General features: G+C 71.8%; 16 protein-coding genes and 2 riboswitches. Of the genes, 6 read left to right on the top strand and 10 right to left on the bottom strand.

What is annotated here, in order from left to right; translation table 11 throughout:
- Window positions 1-66 precede the first annotated feature (66 nt).
- Entirely contained in the window at window positions 67-756 is a 690-nt protein-coding gene (locus tag I2501_RS35655; protein WP_196194044.1) for a response regulator, read from the bottom strand.
- Complete coding sequence (locus I2501_RS35650; protein WP_236046162.1) at window positions 753-2096, bottom strand: sensor histidine kinase; 1344 nt, start codon at window positions 2094-2096, stop codon at window positions 753-755. Before I2501_RS35650 ends, I2501_RS35655 begins: the two co-directional genes overlap by 4 nt.
- 169 nt (window positions 2097-2265) lie before the next feature.
- On the opposite strand from I2501_RS35650, the gene I2501_RS35645 reads away from it, so the two are divergent.
- Window positions 2266-3684, top strand: a complete 1419-nt coding sequence (locus I2501_RS35645) for a uracil-xanthine permease family protein (protein ID WP_196194042.1) — start codon at window positions 2266-2268, stop codon at window positions 3682-3684.
- On the opposite strand, the gene I2501_RS35640 is transcribed toward I2501_RS35645, so the two are convergent.
- From I2501_RS35640 to I2501_RS35630, 3 genes are all read right to left on the bottom strand, one after another.
- Window positions 3669-4136 carry a hypothetical protein gene (locus I2501_RS35640; protein WP_196194041.1) on the bottom strand — a complete coding sequence of 156 codons (468 nt, stop codon included), beginning with the start codon at window positions 4134-4136 and terminating at the stop codon, window positions 3669-3671. The genes I2501_RS35645 and I2501_RS35640 overlap by 16 nt on opposite strands.
- Window positions 4137-4216: 80 nt before the next feature.
- Complete coding sequence (locus I2501_RS35635) at window positions 4217-4942, bottom strand: MgtC/SapB family protein (protein ID WP_196194040.1); 726 nt, start codon at window positions 4940-4942, stop codon at window positions 4217-4219.
- Between the two features lie 187 nt (window positions 4943-5129).
- Window positions 5130-6890: an NRAMP family divalent metal transporter gene (locus I2501_RS35630; RefSeq protein ID WP_196194039.1), complete on the bottom strand. Its 1761-nt coding sequence runs from the start codon at window positions 6888-6890 to the stop codon at window positions 5130-5132.
- Between the two features lie 335 nt (window positions 6891-7225).
- A riboswitch (M-box (ykoK) riboswitch) is annotated at window positions 7226-7405 on the bottom strand.
- 204 nt (window positions 7406-7609) lie between these two features.
- Window positions 7610-7788: riboswitch (M-box (ykoK) riboswitch) on the top strand.
- 273 nt (window positions 7789-8061) lie between these two features.
- Between I2501_RS35630 and I2501_RS35625 the strand changes: the two genes are divergently transcribed.
- The 3 genes from I2501_RS35625 (at window position 8062) to I2501_RS35615 (ending at window position 9857) form a co-directional block, all read left to right on the top strand.
- Window positions 8062-8523 carry a hypothetical protein gene (locus tag I2501_RS35625; protein ID WP_196194038.1) on the top strand — a complete coding sequence of 154 codons (462 nt, stop codon included), beginning with the start codon at window positions 8062-8064 and terminating at the stop codon, window positions 8521-8523.
- 40 nt (window positions 8524-8563) lie between these two features.
- A complete protein-coding gene (locus tag I2501_RS35620; RefSeq protein ID WP_328806340.1) occupies window positions 8564-8959 on the top strand; it encodes a winged helix-turn-helix domain-containing protein in 396 nt (131 codons plus the stop codon).
- Between the two features lie 97 nt (window positions 8960-9056).
- On the top strand, window positions 9057-9857 hold the full coding sequence (locus I2501_RS35615; RefSeq protein WP_215909529.1) for a hypothetical protein: 801 nt from the start codon (window positions 9057-9059) through the stop codon (window positions 9855-9857).
- A gap of 42 nt (window positions 9858-9899) precedes the next feature.
- Here I2501_RS35615 and I2501_RS35610 read toward each other — a convergent pair whose 3' ends face one another.
- Genes I2501_RS35610 through I2501_RS35595 form a run of 4 tightly spaced genes read right to left on the bottom strand, consistent with a single transcriptional unit; the run spans window position 9900 to window position 13635 of the window.
- Window positions 9900-10784 carry a metal ABC transporter permease gene (locus I2501_RS35610; protein ID WP_196194035.1) on the bottom strand — a complete coding sequence of 295 codons (885 nt, stop codon included), beginning with the start codon at window positions 10782-10784 and terminating at the stop codon, window positions 9900-9902.
- Window positions 10781-11686 carry a metal ABC transporter permease gene (locus tag I2501_RS35605; RefSeq protein WP_196194034.1) on the bottom strand — a complete coding sequence of 302 codons (906 nt, stop codon included), beginning with the start codon at window positions 11684-11686 and terminating at the stop codon, window positions 10781-10783. Before I2501_RS35605 ends, I2501_RS35610 begins: the two co-directional genes overlap by 4 nt.
- A 1-nt stretch (window position 11687) precedes the next feature.
- The gene (locus I2501_RS35600) at window positions 11688-12623 is read right to left on the bottom strand and encodes a metal ABC transporter ATP-binding protein (RefSeq protein WP_328806852.1); all 936 of its coding nucleotides are present in this window, start codon (window positions 12621-12623) and stop codon (window positions 11688-11690) included.
- A gap of 19 nt (window positions 12624-12642) precedes the next feature.
- Entirely contained in the window at window positions 12643-13635 is a 993-nt protein-coding gene (locus I2501_RS35595; protein ID WP_236046161.1) for a metal ABC transporter solute-binding protein, Zn/Mn family, read from the bottom strand.
- 205 nt (window positions 13636-13840) lie between these two features.
- Here I2501_RS35595 and I2501_RS35590 point away from each other — a divergent pair, with 205 nt between their 5' ends.
- Complete coding sequence (locus tag I2501_RS35590; protein WP_196194032.1) at window positions 13841-14047, top strand: hypothetical protein; 207 nt, start codon at window positions 13841-13843, stop codon at window positions 14045-14047.
- On the opposite strand, the gene I2501_RS35585 is transcribed toward I2501_RS35590, so the two are convergent.
- On the bottom strand, window positions 14007-15152 hold the full coding sequence (locus tag I2501_RS35585; RefSeq protein WP_196194031.1) for a site-2 protease family protein: 1146 nt from the start codon (window positions 15150-15152) through the stop codon (window positions 14007-14009). The two genes, I2501_RS35590 and I2501_RS35585, sit on opposite strands and share 41 nt — an antisense overlap.
- A 186-nt stretch (window positions 15153-15338) precedes the next feature.
- Here I2501_RS35585 and I2501_RS35580 point away from each other — a divergent pair, with 186 nt between their 5' ends.
- Complete coding sequence (locus I2501_RS35580; RefSeq protein WP_196194030.1) at window positions 15339-16109, top strand: SDR family oxidoreductase; 771 nt, start codon at window positions 15339-15341, stop codon at window positions 16107-16109.
- Window positions 16110-16122: the final 13 nt, after the last annotated feature.

Below are 16122 nucleotides of genomic sequence, written 5' to 3'. Positions count from 1 at the left end.
AGACGCTGAGCTGCCCGGCTGCTGTTCACGGGACCAGCTGCCAACCTGCCGTCGCGCTGCGCCGCGTCACTCCTCCGTGGGCTGCCCGGTGTTCGGCCGGACCAGGCCGCTCTCGTAGGCGAGGACCACCAACTGCGCGCGGTCGCGCGCGCCGAGCTTGAGCAGGGCGCGGCTGACGTGGGTCTTCGCCGTGAGCGGGCTGACTCCGAGTTGCTCACCGATCTCGTCGTTGGAGAGACCGGTGGCGACCAGAGCGACGATCTCGCGCTCGCGGTCGGTCAGCGCCGACAGGCTGGTCGGCGCGGGCACCGGTGCCGCGCGGTCGGGCTGGGAGAGGAACCGGGAGATCAGCTCCTTGGTCGCGGCGGGCGTCAGCAGTGCCTCGCCGCGCGCCACGACCCGGATCGCGTCCAGCAGCGCGTCCGGCTCCGCGCCCTTGCCCAGGAAGCCGCTGGCCCCGGCGCGCAGCGCCTGGAAGACGTAGTCGTCTATCTCGAAGGTCGTCAGCACCAGGACCCGGACGCCCGCCAGGTCCTCGTCCGCGATGATCCGGGCCGTGGCCTCCAGGCCGTCCAGCTCCGGCATCCGGATGTCCATCAGCACCACGTCGGCGCGGGCCGACTTGGCCAGCGCGACCGCCTCGTGCCCGGTGGCGGCCTCGCCGACGACCGTGAGGTCGGGCGCGGAGTCCACCAGCACCTTGAGACCCGCCCTGACCAGTACCTGGTCGTCGGCGAGCAGCACACGGATGGTCATGCGGTTCCCGTCATTCCGGCGACGGCAGGGGCCTCTGCCGCGGAGGTGGTGGGCACGGTCGCGGCAGAGCCCGCGCCCGGCTCGTAGGGCAGCTCCACCACGACGCGGAACCCCCCGTTCGGCCGCGGTCCGGCACGGAAGCTGCCGCCCACGGTGGCCGCGCGCTCGCGCATGCCGATGATCCCGTATCCGCCGGACGTCCGTTGCTCCGCGCGCCCGGCGCGTTCGCCGCGCTCGGCACGGTCGGCCCGCTCGGCCCGCTCACTGCGGTCCGCACGCTCGCTCGGCCCTCCGCCGGGCCCGTCGTCCTCGACCTCGATGTGCAGCGTGCGCGGCCCGTAGTCGAGCCGTACCGCGGCCGACGAGGACCCGGCGTGCTTGCGGACGTTGGTCAGCGACTCCTGGACCACCCGGAAGGCGGTCAGGTCGACGGTGGCCGGAAGCGGCTGCGGCACGCCTTCGACCTGCCGCTCGACCTGGAGGCCCGCCTTCTCGAACTTGGCCAGCAGCGCAGGAAGCTGGTCCAGTCCCGGCGCGGGTTCGCGGGGGCTGGCGCAGTTGTCGTCGCCGTCGCCGGTCTGCCGCAGCACGGCGACGGTCGCGCCGAGCTCGGTCAGCGCCGCGCGTCCGGCCTCGCGGACCTGGGCCAGCGCCTCGCGCGCCGTGTCGGGCTGGGTGGCGAGCACGGTCGAGGCGACCCCGGCCTGGATGTTGATCAGCGCTATGTGGTGGCCGACGATGTCGTGCAGCTCACGGGCGATCCGCAGCCGTTCCTCGGCGACGCGACGGCGGGCCTCCTCCTCGCGGGTGTGCTCCGCCCGGCGGGCCCGCTCCTCTATCGCCGCGACGAAGGCGCGACGGCTGCGCACAGCCTCGCCTATCGCGACGGTCATCGCGGTCCAGGCGAAGGCGTAGCCGTTGACGGCCTGGTCCCACTTCTCCGGGGAGAGCGCCATGCTCGCGATGCCGACGGAGAGGACGGCGACACCGCCGATGGCGAGCGCCAGCCGCCGCTCGACGACGGAGCAGACGGTGTAGATCGCGAGCCCCGCACCGGCCAGGATGGGTCCGCGCACCGGCCCGACGAACATGTAGCCGACGGTCGCGGCCACGACGAGCGCCAGCACCGTCACCGGGTAGCGGCGGCGCAGCGCCAGCGGGGCGTAGACCAGGAACCCGGCGACGACCAGCACCTCGGAGGGGTCGATCGAGGACCAGCTCTTGGTCGGACCGCCGTCGCGCCAGATCAGGGTGAGCCCGTAGAGCCCGAACGCCAGCAGCGTGTCCATCCAGTAGGGATGGGCACGCGCGAAGAGGCGGATGCGGCGGAGCAGGTCCATGGCTTCAACGGTAGAGGCAAAGCGGTCATGGACCGTCATGCCGTGGTACCGATCACCGTGGCCGAACACAGGTGCCACCTCGGATAACCTGGTCCGGTTTGGGCCGAAACACGGCGGAACGCTGCGGAACGCCGCAGAAGACTACGGAACACGACGATTGGGAGGGCTGATGGCAGGCCGGGGCCTCGGCGGCTGGGAACTGCACGGCGACGGTCGGCACATCGAGACCGGCGAGGTCGTCAAGCCCTGGGAGCGGCTCAGCTGGGGCCGGACCATCGGCCTGGGCGCGCAGCACGTCGCGTCGATGATCGGCGCCTGCTACGTCGCGCCGCTGCTGATGGGCCTGGACCCGAACCTCACCGTCATGATGTCGGGCGTCGCCACGATCCTCTTCCTGCTGCTGACCCGCGGCCGGATCCCGAGCTACCTCGGCAGCAGCCTCTCCTTCGTGGGCGCGGCGACGACGATCCGCATGCAGGGCGGGTCGACGTCAGCGATCACCGGCGCGCTGCTGGTGACCGGTGTGGTGCTGGCCGTGTTCGGCCTGGTGGTGAGGTCGGGCGGGGCGCGGATCATCCACGCGGTGCTGCCGCCCGCCGTGACCGGCGCGGTGGTCATGCTGATCGGCTTCAACCTGGCGCCGGTGACCGCGGGCACCTACTGGCCGCAGGACCAGTGGGTGGCGCTGGCCACCATGTGCGCGACCGGCTTCGCCCTGGTGGCGCTGCGCGGCTTCTGGTCCCGGATCGCGATCTTCCTGGGGCTGGTCTTCGGCTACGCGCTCTCCTGGGTGCTGGACCGGACGCTCGGCAAGATCCACTCGCCGGACGGCAGCGGCAAGGTCACCGACCACTGGCGGCTCGACCTCTCCGGCGTCGGCCACGCCCGGTGGGTCGGCCTGCCGCACTTCCACGGGCCCACGTTCAGCGCGTCGGCGATCGTGGTCGCGCTGCCGGTGGTGATCGCGCTGATCGCGGAGAACACCGGTCACGTCAAGGCCGTCAGCGAGATGACCGGCGCGGACCTGGACGACCGGATGGGCGACGCGATCGCCGCCGACGGCCTCGCCACGGTCGTCTCCACCGCGGTCGGCGGCGGCGCGACCACGACGTACGCCGAGAACATCGGCGTGATGGCGGCGACCCGCGTCTACTCCACCGCGGCGTACTGGTGTGCGGCAGTCTTCGCGCTGCTGTTCGGTCTCTGCCCCAAGTTCGGCGCGATCATCGCGGCGATCCCCGGCGGGGTGCTGGGCGGGATCACCGTCGTCCTCTACGGCATGATCGGGCTGCTCGGCGCGCAGATCTGGATCCGCAACAAGGTGGACCTGACCAATCCGATCAACCTGATCCCCTGTGCGGCCGGGATCATCGTCGGCGCGGGCGGCGTCACCATGAAGATCAGCGCGAACTTCTCACTCGGTGGCATCGCGCTCGGCACGATCATCGTCCTGTTCGGGTACCACGCGCTGCGCGCGTTGGCTCCCGCCGCGATGCGGCAGGCGGCGACGGCGGGGTCAGCAACGGGAGGGTCGGAAGAGGCGGAGGTCGACGGGACGCAGTCGACGGAGGGTCAGGCCGGGTCCTGACCGGTGCCCGGCAGCGCCCGGGCCGCGTCGACCAGCGCGGTGGCGGCCTCGTGCGGCAGGCCGAGGTGGGCGGCCAGCCAGCGGGCGTCATGGCCCTCGCGGGCCAGGATCCAGCCGGTCTGGACGCGATGGAGTTCCACCGCGCCCGGACCACGCAGATACGGCTCGACCAGCGCGGCGGGGAAGTCGGCGAGAGCCGACGCGTCGAACCACTCCGGCCGGTCCGGCCTCGTAGTGCCCGGCGTCACCCCGGACGACCTCCGTCGCCTGCGCACACGCACCGCGCCGAGCGTCAGCACCAACGCGGCCACGGCCACCAGCAGCACGCCCGTCGCCAACGCCCGGTCCACGCGCGGGGCCACCGCCAGGACGACGAGCTCCCCGCAGGCCACCGCCAGCACCACCGCTGCGGCAAGGACCTCGCCGTTGACCCGGCTTCGGGTGATCGGCACCGACGCACTCCTCTCCTCGGCTTCTCCGTCTTCTCTTCTCCACCGACAAACTGATGATCCGTCAGACGGCCAGGCAACAGTCAGGCGATGGCCCCGTCGCTGTGCGGCTCCTCCTCCATGTGCCAGTGCAGGTCCAGCACGCCCGGTTCGAGGGAGAGCCGGGTGACCACCGGTTCCAACGCCTTGCCGGCCTCGCCCTCGACCGTCACGGTCGCGCGCAGGCTGGCGATGTCCTCCCCCTCCCGGGTCGCGCGCAAGCCTGCTGGGGTGAGGCCCGCGGCGGTCAGCGCCTGGAGCAGCAGCGCGCGGATATGGGTTTCGTTGCGGCGGCTGCACCGCAGATGGACGATCACACGGCTGCTGCTGTCCGGGTCCGACCCGGCCGCGGGCGCCCGGTCCAGCATCCGCCCGGCCGGGCGCAGCACGAGATGCACGGCGAGCACCGCGAGCGTCCCCAGGAACGCCAACTGCAACCGCCCGGAGGCCGCCAGCACCCCGACCGCCGCCGAACACCACAGCGTGGCGGCCGTGTTGAGCCCTCTCACGCCGCCCCGGTCGCGCAGGATCACCCCACCGCCGAGGAAGCCGATGCCGGAGACGACGTAGGACGCGACGCGGGTGGGACTGCTGGTGTCCCCGGCCGCGACGCTGTAGAGGACGAAGAGCGTCGCGCCGGTGGCGACCAGCGCGTTGGTGCGCAGACCGGCCATCCGGGCGCGCCACTGTCGCTCGATGCCGATCAGCGCGCCGCAGCCGACGCCGGTGCCGAGACGGATCAGGAATTCGGCGGTGGTCAGGGACTGCACAGCCCGGACTCCTTCGGTGGTTCGTGTTCGGTGGTGCGCGTTCGGTGGTGCGCGTTCGGTGGTGCGCATGGGGGGTCGGGCCGAGTATGCGTGGTCGGAGCCGTCCTGCGGGGGAACTCCAGGCGTCGGCACGTCGGCGGGACGTCTCCTACTGCCTGAGCGGCCGTCAGCGACTGATGACGGGCCGTCAGTGGCCGGTGGCCATCTGGACGATCTTGACGACCACCAGGATCACGGCCATCAGCAGGTAGCCGCGCAGCGTCAGCAGGCCCGCCTTGCGAAGCGGCGAGAACGGCGGCCGGGACAGCGTGGAGAGGGCCGGGGTGCGCCACGCATCACGGTCGGCCTCCAGGAGCGCCTTGCGGTCGGCGGAGCTGAGCTTGGCCCGGTCGAGCGACCGCACCTCGCCCGGCTCGACGCCCTCGAACGCCGCCTCGACCGTGGCGGCGGCCGCCGTCCGCGCGGCGTTCCGGGACCGCAGGGCGACCAGCCCGCCGCCGAGCACGCCGATGACCACGCCCACCGCGAAACCCCACACGAGCTGGGAGGTGGTCAGGTTGGGGAAGAACACCGTCGCGGTCAGCGACAGCGACAGCAGCACCAGCGTCCACACGATCACGCCGGCGACGATGTTCTGCTTCACCGTGTTCACCCACGGACCAAGCACCGGACGGTCGTTGCAGAGCAGCACCAGGAAGACCGTGGCCGAGGGCAGCAGCACACCGGCCAGCGCCTGCACGCCCTGGGTGATCAGGCCCTGCACGTGGGCGTCGGAGAACATGGTGATCGCCGCCGCGATCGCAATCAGGATGGCGTAGCCGACGTAGAACAGCGGCGCTTCGGAGATCTTCCAGTGCAGCGAGTGGCGACGCTTGAAGGTGTCGCCGAGCGTGTAGGTGGTGGCCAGGCTGACCGCGTTGGCGCCCACCAGCGCGGCGTCGAGGAGCACGATGGCGAAGAGCGAGCCGAGCGCGTTGCTGCCGTGCTGCTTGAGACCCTGGGCGACGCCGCCCGCGTCGCTGAACTGGCCGAAGAGGTCGGTGCCCTCGAACATCCAGGCGGCGGTGCCCATGATGGCGATCGCGCCGACGATGACGACCGCGATGCCGATCCACAGGTCGGCGCGTTCGTAGCGGATCCAGCGCGGGGTGATCCGCTTGTCGACGATGTTGGACTGCTGGAAGAAGAGCTGCCACGGCGCCACGGTGGTGCCGACGATGGAGACGATGACCAGCAGCAGCGTCGAGTTGAGACCGCCGGGGAACTGCGGGATGAAGCCGGCCGCGGTCTCCCCGACCTTCGGGTGGGACATGAACGCCATCGGCAGCATCACGATGTTCAGCGCGATGAGCGCGAAGAGGAACCGTTCCCAGCGCCGGAACGATCCGCCCGCCACCACGGCGAAGAGCAGCGCCGCGCCGAGCGGGATCGCCACGTCCTTCGGTATCCCGAAGTAGCCCAGCGCGAGCTGGACGCCGATGAACTCGGTCACGATGGTCAGCGCGTTGACGACGAACAGGTCGCCGACGCTGAACGCGCCCCAGAACTTGCCGAAGCGCTCGAAGATCAGCCGGGCGTGACCGACCCCGGAGACCGCGCCGAGACGGACGACCATCTCCTGGTTGACGTAGAGCACGGGGATCAGCAGCGCCAGCGTCCAGGCCAGCTTCATGCCGTAGTTCTGGCCCGCGCCGGCGTAGGTGCCGACGCCGCCGGCGTCGTTGTCGCCGACCATCACGATCAGGCCCGGCCCCATGATGGCCAGCAGCGTGCGGATCCGGTGCCACCAGTTCGTCCGGCGCTCGGTGTCGTCCTGGCGGATCGTACCGAGCGCACCGACGATGTCCCCGACATGGGCGGTGTCCAGCACAGCCGAACCGCCGTCCACGACGGCGTCTCTGGACGGCGGTTCGGGGTGTCCGGCGGGGCGTGCGGTGTCGGAAGCCATGGGAATTCCTCCTCGGAATCGGGCAGCCCGAAGGGACGCACGCCGTGGGTGGAAACGACAGGGGCGAGCGTCGTGCGGGCGGTAGGAAAATGGTTCTGGTGAAGTGGGGTGAATTCGGCGCGCCGAATTCGGGCAGCACGAATTCACGCCCGTGACCGGACCGGCGGAATCACCGGATCAGGCCATGCGTGTGCGTACCCGCGTGCCGGGAACTTCAGGAACTGCCAGGAACTTCAGGAGCTGCCGACTGTGGGACCGGTCGGGCGCGGATGCGGACTACTGCCAGGTTTCATCAGGCCCCACCTCCCCAGGTCAGCGCACTCCCGTGCGGAACACCGACACCTCTCACGTAAGAGCTTCGGCACTGCACGGCGTGTCCCGCCCGAAGAGCGAGCGGGAAGCCACTTGGCCTCGACCCTTAAGCCGGGAGGAGGTGTCCTGACCCTGGGCGTCTCTCGACGTCGTCGGGTCAGTGGCCTGTGTCCGTGCAGACGCCTCACCGAACGAGGTGTCGCAGGAGAAGTGAAGCGAGCCGCACCGGGAAAAGTCAACCCGGCACGTAACAATCGGCCGCGCCGGTAGTTGCGCATCGGTCGCAGGTGGGCGGAGAGATGAAATGACGTCAGCCCCGGAACCGTCGCGACAACAACACGTCAAAGAATCCGGGGACTTGCTTTCCCACCGAATCACTGATCTATGCTGGAGGCGTTGAAACGAAGAGGGCACCTCGTTCGGTGAGGCGTCTTCACGGACACAGGCCACTGATCCCACCCGTCGAGAGACGCTCCGGATCAGGACACCTCCTCCCGACCTAAGGGTTGAGGCCAAGTGGCTTCCCGGTCAGCGCACCAGGGATCACGCCGTGGAGTGCCAAAGCTCTGACGAGTTGGGGTGTTCCGGCTGTGTGCCGCGTGCCGTCGCGGTCTCTCACGCCGGTCCGCTCCTTGCCGCGTCGCATCGGTGCCAGACGCACCACGGCCGGAGGGAGGCGAAGTCATGGACGACTGTCCGAGTCCCAGTCCGGGTCGACCCCTGCCCGGCTGTACGGCCCAAGCCCGTCCAGCCCAGCCCGGTCCGGCCCGCGTCCACCGCTGACCGCACGCACGCGCCGTCCGCCACGTCTCCTACGGCTGTGGCGCGCGCACGCCTGCCCAGAAGGAGCCCCTTCGCCATGACCGTGATGTCCTTCCGCCTGCACACCCCGCACACCCCGACCCCGACGCAGGCGACCGGCCGTCGCCTGCACGACGCCCTGCGCGGCGCGTTCGGCCGGCTCCAGCACACCAGGGCCGCGGCCGAGTCCGCCGAGGTGACGCTCGCCCAGGCCACCGTGACCGCGCTGCGGACCACCGCCGCCGAGTCCTCGACCGCACGCGGGACGCTGCGCCTGGCGCTGCACGACGGCGTCGAGCGGGTCTACCTGCTCGACCCGAACGACTTCGCCGCGACCACCTCCCCGGAGGTCGCCTACGACGCGCGGGTGCACGCCGCGTACATCCTGGCCGCTCAGGGCCACCGCGCGGAGTGGCTGGCGCCCCACCTCGACCTGCCGCTCCCCGCCGCCCGCGCGATCTGCGCCCGTGCGGAACGCCACGGCCCCGACGGTCCGTGCAACGCCGTCGCGCGCCGCTGAGCCGAACTCACCGCCGCCCCCCGCCCGGAAGGACTTCCCCGTGACGGTCACCTACCAGCGCGCGCACCAGCACCGCGAGCTGTCCGCCGCCATCCCGCCGTCCCGCCTGCCTCCGGCGGGCCGTCGGCCACCGGTCCCGGCGGCGGTGCCACCCGGGATCGACATCGACCGGCGTCGCCGCCGGGCCTCCGCCGGTGGCCAGGTCCTGGACCTGACCCGGCGTGAGTTCGACCTGCTGGCCCATCTGGTCCTCAACGCGGAGCTGGTCTTCTCGCGCAGCCAGCTCCTGGAGCTCGTCTGGGACCAGCCGGACGTCGGCGACGGCCGGACCGTCGACGTCCACGTCGCCCGGCTGCGCCGGAAGCTGGGCAATCCGTACCGCTGGATGGTCGCCACCGTGCGCGGCGTCGGCTACAAGTACGACCCCGCGCCGTAGCGACAGCGCGGTAATTGCGACGTTGTCGCAGGTAGAAGCCTCGGGCATCTGTCTTCTCATCTTCACGGATGCGAAGATGAGTGTGTACGGTGGTCCTGTGAACACGCTTCCTGCGCTGCTGCTCGCGGCGGGCGGCGTCGGCTTCGGCCACGCCGTCATGCCGGACCACTGGCTGCCGCTCGCCGTCCTCTCCCGCACCCGGCGCTACCGCACCGGCCGGGTCGTCCGACTGTCCCTGACCGCCGCGCTGACCCACGTGCTCGTCTCGCTGCTGCTGGGCGCGGTGCTGGTGGTCGTCGGCCTCCAGTTCCGTACGACGATCGCCCGCCACACCGACCTCGTCGTCGGCGGCGTGCTGCTGGTGACGGGCGCGGTCTTCCTCGTCCTGGACCTGCTGGGCAAAGGCCACGGCCACAGCCACGACGCCGACGGCGGGCACAGGTACGGGCATGGGCATGGGCATGGGCATGGGCACGACCACGGGCACGGGCACACGCACCACCACGACCACGACGGCCACCACGCCCACGCCGTCGCGACCACGGCCGTACTGGACCGACCGACAACGGAACACGAGCACAGCCACCCGCAGCACAGTCACCCGCAGCGCAGCCCGCGCGGACTGGCCGGGCTGCTGATCCCCTTCGGGGCCGCCGCCTCGCCGGATCTGACGATCCTTCCGGTCTTCCTCGCCGCAGGTGCGCTCGGTGCGACGGCGGCGATCGGCTCGCTGCTCGTCTTCACCCTGGCGACCGTCGGCACGATCGTGGGCCTGACCGTCGCCGCCGCGCTCGGGGCGCGGCTGCTCACGGCCCCCTGGATCGACAAGCGCGCCAACACGCTGACGGCGGTCACGCTGCTGGCGATCGGCGCGCTGGTCGCACTCGGCTGGATCTGACCTGACGGGATCCGACCTGGCTGGATCCGACCAGCGGGTCTGTTACGCGCCTGCTGCAGCCGCCCGGCCGGCACGTCCCGCCGGGCGGGGCAGGTAGGTCGCGGCGTAGACGAGGGTCGCCGCCGCCATGATGCCGAAGCTGGGCGGGCACTGCGGGATCCACGCGGCGGCGGCCAGGCCGGCCCACATCTCCGCGACCGCCAGGCCGCCCGCGAGCGCCAGGCCGACGAACGGCCGCTGGGTCATCCGCAGCGCCGCGCCCGCCGGAGCGGCCAGCAGGCCGAGCAGCAGCAGCGAGCCGACGGCCTGGGTGGCCTCGCCCGCCGTCAGGCCGACCAGGGCCAGAAAGCCCAACCCCAGCGCCTTGACCGGGACTCCGCGCGCGGCGGCGACGTTCTCGTCCAGCGTCGCGAAGAGCAGCGGGCGGGCGATCAGCAGCACCAGTGCCGTCACTACGAGCGCGATCACGACCGCGACCGTCGTCTGGCCGCCGTCGAGGCCGAAGATGGAGCCGAAGAGCACCGAGGTGCCCGCGCCGCCGTTCCCCATGCCGCTGGCCGAGGCGGTGTAGAGGGTGAGGAAGAACGAGCCGAGGCCGAGGATCCAGGCGAAGGCGCTGCCGATCACCACGTCGTCCGCCTTGCCGCGTCGGCCGATGCCGCCGAGCAGCAGCCCGACCAGGACGCAGGAGACGAAGAGGCCGAGTCGCAGGTCGTATCCGGCGGCGAGCGCGGCCATCGCGCCGGTGAAGGCGACATGGCTCAGCGCGTCACCGGTGAAGACCTGCGCACGCAGCACCAGGAAGAAGCCGACCAGACCGGCCGCCAGCGCGATGAACGTCCCTGCCAGCAGCGCGTTGTGGAAGAACGGCTGGGTCCAGGCCGACACCGCGAGGGACACGGTCGGGTTCACGGTCGGGGCCGTCATGCCGCACCTGCCAGGGTCGGGAGCGCGCGTCGCCGCTCGACGGCCGCGGCCAACGCCCGCGCGCCGTGGGCGAGCAGGAAGAGCGCGAACGCGAACGTGGTGACGAAGAAGCCGAGTGGGTAGTTCCAGTACCAGCCCGCGAACAGGCCGAGCCAGGTCACGCCGAAGCCGATGACGACGGTGAGCAGCAGGCTCAACCCCGGCCGGGCGGTGAGTACCTGGGCGGTCGCGGCGGGCAGCACCATCAGCGCGAAGACCAGCAGCGCGCCGGTGATCTGCGCCGCCTCGGCGGTCGCCGCGCCGAGCAGCACCAGGAACGCCACGGACAGCGCCCGCACCGGAACCCCGCGCGCGGCGGCGACCTGCGGGTCCACCGAGGCGAAGAGCAGCGGGCGGCCGATCACCGCGAGCACGCCCAGCACCACGACTCCGGCGACGGCCAGCGTGGTCACCTGACTGCTGGTGATGCCGGTGAAGCTGCCGAACAGCAGTGCCTGCGGGCCCTCCAACAGGCCCTTGTAGAGCGCCATGAAGAGGTAGCCGCAGGCCAGCAGGAAGGCCTGGACAGTGCCGGTGGCCGCCGACTCCTCCGAGTCGCCGGGCTGACCGGCGCGGTTGCGGCGCAGCAACGCCAGCACCAGCGCTGCGGCGATGCAGAAGCCGAAGTAGCCCAGGCTGAGCGCGAATCCGGCCAGCGTCGCGAACGCCGCACCGGGGAAGGCGACGACGGACAGCGTGTGCGCGGCGAAGGTCTGCCGCCGCAGCACGACGTACCAGCCGACGACGCCCGCGACGACTGCGACGATCGCGCCCGCGCGGAAGGCGTTCAGCATGAACGGGTACGACCACATGATCTGGAAGTCGTAGAGCAGGTTCCAGGAGAACGGAGGGGCGGTTCCCATCTCAGCCACCCGCTCCGGCGTGTGCTCCGGTGTGCTCCCCCGCACGTGCGCCGTGCACTCCGGAGTGCGCTCCGGCACCCTCGGGCTGCCCGACGACGACCAGCCGGCCGTCCTGGGTGGAGAGCACCTCGACGGGGGTGCGGTAGAGGCGGGTCAGCGTCTCGGAGGTGATGACCTCGGTGGGCCGACCGCTGACCGCGCCGCCCTCGGCGATGTACACGACCCGGTCCAGGTGGTGCAGGATCGGGTTGACGTCGTGCGCGACCATGACCACGGCGACCTGCTCCTGGTGGCAGATCCGGCCGATCAGCGCGGCGACGGCGCTCTGGTTGGGGAGGTCGAGGCTGTCCAACGGCTCGTCCAGCAGCAGCACTTCGGGCTTGCGGACGAGGGCCTGCGCGATCAGCAGCCGCTGCTGCTCGCCGCCGGAGCACTGCCCGATCGGCCGGTGCGCGTAGGCGCTCGCGCCGACGAGCTCGATCACCTCGCGGACGCGCTCCTGCTGGGCCCGACGGTTGCGCGCCCAGGGCAGCGGTATGCCCCAGCGGTCGCCGTCCAGGCCCATCCGGACGATGTCGACGCCGCGGATCCGCAGGCTCGGGTCGAAGCTGCGGCGCTGCGGCAGGTAGCCGACCCGGCTGCCCGCCTCTCCGGGCTTGCGGCCGAGCACGCGTATCTCGCCCTCGGCGGCGGGCACGACGCCGAGCAGCACCTTGACCAGCGTGGACTTGCCGACGCCGTTGGGGCCCAGCACGGCGACGAACTCGCCCGCCTGGACGTCCAGGTCGACGCCGGACCACAGCGTCCGCGCGCCCACGCGCACGGCGGCGGCGCGCAGAGCGACGACGGGCGCGGCGGCGGGCGTCGCGCCGGTCGTCGCGCCGGTCGTCGCGGGGGCCGGGACGGCCTTCGGTGCGGCGTCGACGGATGCGCTCACGGGGGGAGGATTCATGGCGTCACTTCCCGGTGGCCTGGTGGAGAGCCTGCTGGAGGCCCTGGAGCTCGGCGACCTGCCACTGCTGGAACGTGTCGTTCGCAGGGGCCAGTGTCTCGGTCACGGTGGTGACCGCAATGCCCTCGGACTTGGCCAGGTTGACCTGCGCGACCACGTCCGGGGTCGAGTTCTGGCTGTTGTAGACGTAGACCTTGATCTGCTTGCTCTTGATCTGCTGGTCGATCAGCGCCTTGTCCGCGGCGGTCGGGTCGGTGCCCTCGCTCATCGCGTCCAGGAAGGTCTCCGGCGTCATCATCTTCAGGCCGAGGCCCTCGGCGAGCGGCGTTACGATCGACTCGGACGCACCGATCGGCGTGCCCGCGTACTTCTGCTTGATCTGGGCGATCAGCTGGTTGTACGGAGCGAGGGTCTGCGTCTCGAAGGTCTGCTGCTGCGCGTCGAAGTAGGCGGCGTCGGCCGGGTCGAGCTTCTTGTACTCGGCGGTGATCGCGGCGATGACCTGCTTGACGTTGTCCGGCGAGTACCAGCGGTGCGGGTTGCCGCCCGGCTTGATGCCGACAAGGTCGCCGACGTTGAGCTCGGCGCGGCCCGTGCCCGGGTTGGTGGCCAGCAGCTTGTCCGCCCAGGCGTCGTAGCCGATGCCGTTGACGATGGCCAGCTGCGCCGTGGTGACGGTGCGCGCGTCGGCGGCGGTCGGGTCGTACGAGTGCGGGTCGGTGTTCGGGTTGGTGATGATGCTGGTCACGTGCACGCGGGAGCCGCCGAGCTGGGTGGCGATGCTGCCCCAGAAGTTCTCGGCGGCCGCAACCTGGATCACCTTGCCGCCGGACGCGCCGGCCGATCCCGTCGTGGTCCCCGCGGGCGCGGTGGTCGCGCAGGCGCTGACCGACGCCACCAGCGCGACGGCTCCGGCGCCCAGTGCCAGCTTGGCGGTACGACGGCGGGAAGCGGCGGCGGGCGCGGGCATGATCAGGGACCCCCTGGGCTGGGACATCGGTGCGGTGATGTCTTCAGGTTAACTTGGAAACGGTTTTCATCGTAGCCCGAATGGGTGTGAGATGAAAACCGTTCCCGCGCTCGCCCGTCCGGGGCGCCCGGTGCCAGGCCCGCGCCAAGAGCGCGTCAGGGTCTGCCGCCCGAGCGCTCGGAGCGCGTCAAGGACCGCCCCACGCGGGCCCGGACGGCGGTGAACTGGTGGCATGACTCAGCCAGTGATGGTTCTCGACGATTTCCCCGCTCTCGACGTCCCCGTCGCCCCGGCCCGCCCGACCCGTCCGGCCCGTCCAGCGAACGCGGCCACCCCGGCGCGCCCGGCCGACGCCGCGCCCGCGGACCATGACGCCGACGAGGACGAGGTGCTCGCCCTCACCGGCCACTGCCGGATGTCCATGCACTTCCAGCTCTAGTCGCCGAACGGACCAGCCGGGCCAGGTCGAGCGTGGTGACGGCGCCGACCAGGAGTCCTCCGTCGAGGACGAGCAGCGGCAGCCGTCCCCGGCTGTCGTCCAGCGCGTCCAGCAGGTCGTCCTGCGTCGACGCCGTCGCCCAGGTCGACAGCGGCACGGCGACGTCCCGCAGCCGCACCGCACCGCGCCGACCGGGCGGGATGCCCAGCACCGTGCGCCAGCGGACCACGCCGCTCGGGTAGCCGTTGAAGTCCACGACCGGGACCGCACCGAGGCTGCGCCAGGTGGTGCTCTCCTCGAAGACGCGGTCGACCGTGGACCAGTCGGGCCGGGTGAACGCGGGCGTGGTCATCGCCTCGCCGACCCGGACGCCCCGCGCGGACGCGGCCAGCGCCGCGTGCCGGACCTCCGCCGAGGCGGCCACCACGAGGAACCCGCCGACCAGCAGCAGCCATACGCCCGCCGAGCCGGTCGCGGTGCGCAGCAGCACGATCCAGCCGCCCAGCACCATCACCCCGCCGAGCGCCTGGCCGCAGCGACCGGCCTGCCGCTCGGCCCGGTCCCGGTCGCCGCCGCGCCACCAGAGCACCGCCTGCAGCACCCGGCCGCCGTCCAGCGGCGCGCCGGGCAGCAGGTTGAAGACGGCGACCAGCAGGTTGATCACGCCGGTCCAGATCAGCACCGCCGCCGGCACGTCCCAGTCCAGCACGTTCAGCGCCACCAGCCCCACGCCCCAGGTGGCCGCCGCGACGAGCAGGCTGACCACCGGGCCCGCGAGCGCCACCAGCAGCTCCCGGCCGGGGCCGTGCAGCCGTCCGATCCGGGTCACGCCACCGAGTCCCCAGACGGTCATGTCGTCGACCCGCGTCCCCGCCCGCCGGGCGACCACGCCGTGGGCGACCTCGTGCAGCACCAGGCTGGCGATCAGCAGCAGCGCCCCGACCAGGCCGCCGAGCAGGTAGACGCCGGAGGAGCGCCCCGGCACCCAGGCGGGTAGGACGTTCGCGGCCAGACCGAGGGTCAGCAGGAAGACGAGCAGCGGCGCACTCCAGTGGACCCGCAGCGGGATCCCGAAGAGCCTGCCCAGGGGCACGGAACCGTTCATGGCCACCGCCTCCCTTCCTACGTCCCTCCCTGGAGAGTCTGCGCCCGGGAGGGGCGCTCAAACAGGCCCCGGCGCCGGGGTCATGCGCTGATGCCGGACCCACCTGGCACACCGGCGCGCGGACCCTCTAGGTTGGGGCCGCGCAAGATCACCCCACGCCTACGCCCACGACTCCCGGAGCCCGCCGTGAACGATCTCTTCTCCGTCGCCGGAAAGACCGCCCTCGTCACCGGAGGCACCCGGGGCATCGGCCTGATGATCGCGCGCGGACTGGTCCAGGCGGGCGCGAAGGTCTACGTCAGCTCGCGCAAGCCGGAGGCCTGTGAGGCAGCCGTCAAGGAGCTCGCCCAGTACGGCGAGGCCGTGGCGCTCCCGGCCGACCTGTCGCAGGTGGAGGAGTGCCACCGCCTCGCCCAGGAGCTCGCCGCCCGTGAGGAGCGGCTGCACATCCTGGTCAACAACGCAGGCGCGACCTGGGGTGCGCCGCTGGACGAGTTCCCGGTCAGCGGCTGGGACAAGGTCATGGACCTGAACCTGCGCAGCCCGTTCCTGCTCACCCAGGCCCTGCTGCCGCAGCTGCGCGCGGCCGCCACGGACGAGGCCCCGGCCCGCGTCATCAACGTCGGCTCCATCGACGGCCTGCACGTCAGCCCACTCCCCGCCTACTCCTACGCGGCCAGCAAGGCCGGGCTGCACCACCTGACCCGCGTGCTGGCGAAGGAGCTCGGGCCGCAGGGCATCACCGTCAACGCGATCGCCCCGGGCCCGTTCGAGTCCAAGATGATGGCCGCGACGCTGGAGTCCTTCGGCGAGGCGATCGCCCAGGCCGCGCCGCTGCGCCGGATCGGCCGCCCGGACGACATGGCGGGGGTCGCGGTCTACCTGTCCAGCCGGGCGGGTTCCTACGTCACCGGCGCGGTCATCCCGGTCGACGGCGGCATCGGCACCACGGTCTGACCCGCGGCACGGC

It is taken from the genome of Streptacidiphilus fuscans (assembly GCF_015690355.1).
GTDB lineage: Bacteria > Actinomycetota > Actinomycetes > Streptomycetales > Streptomycetaceae > Streptacidiphilus > Streptacidiphilus fuscans.
The sequence above is the reverse complement of the archived record's forward strand: the minus strand, read 5'-3'. Positions and strand labels throughout refer to the sequence as shown.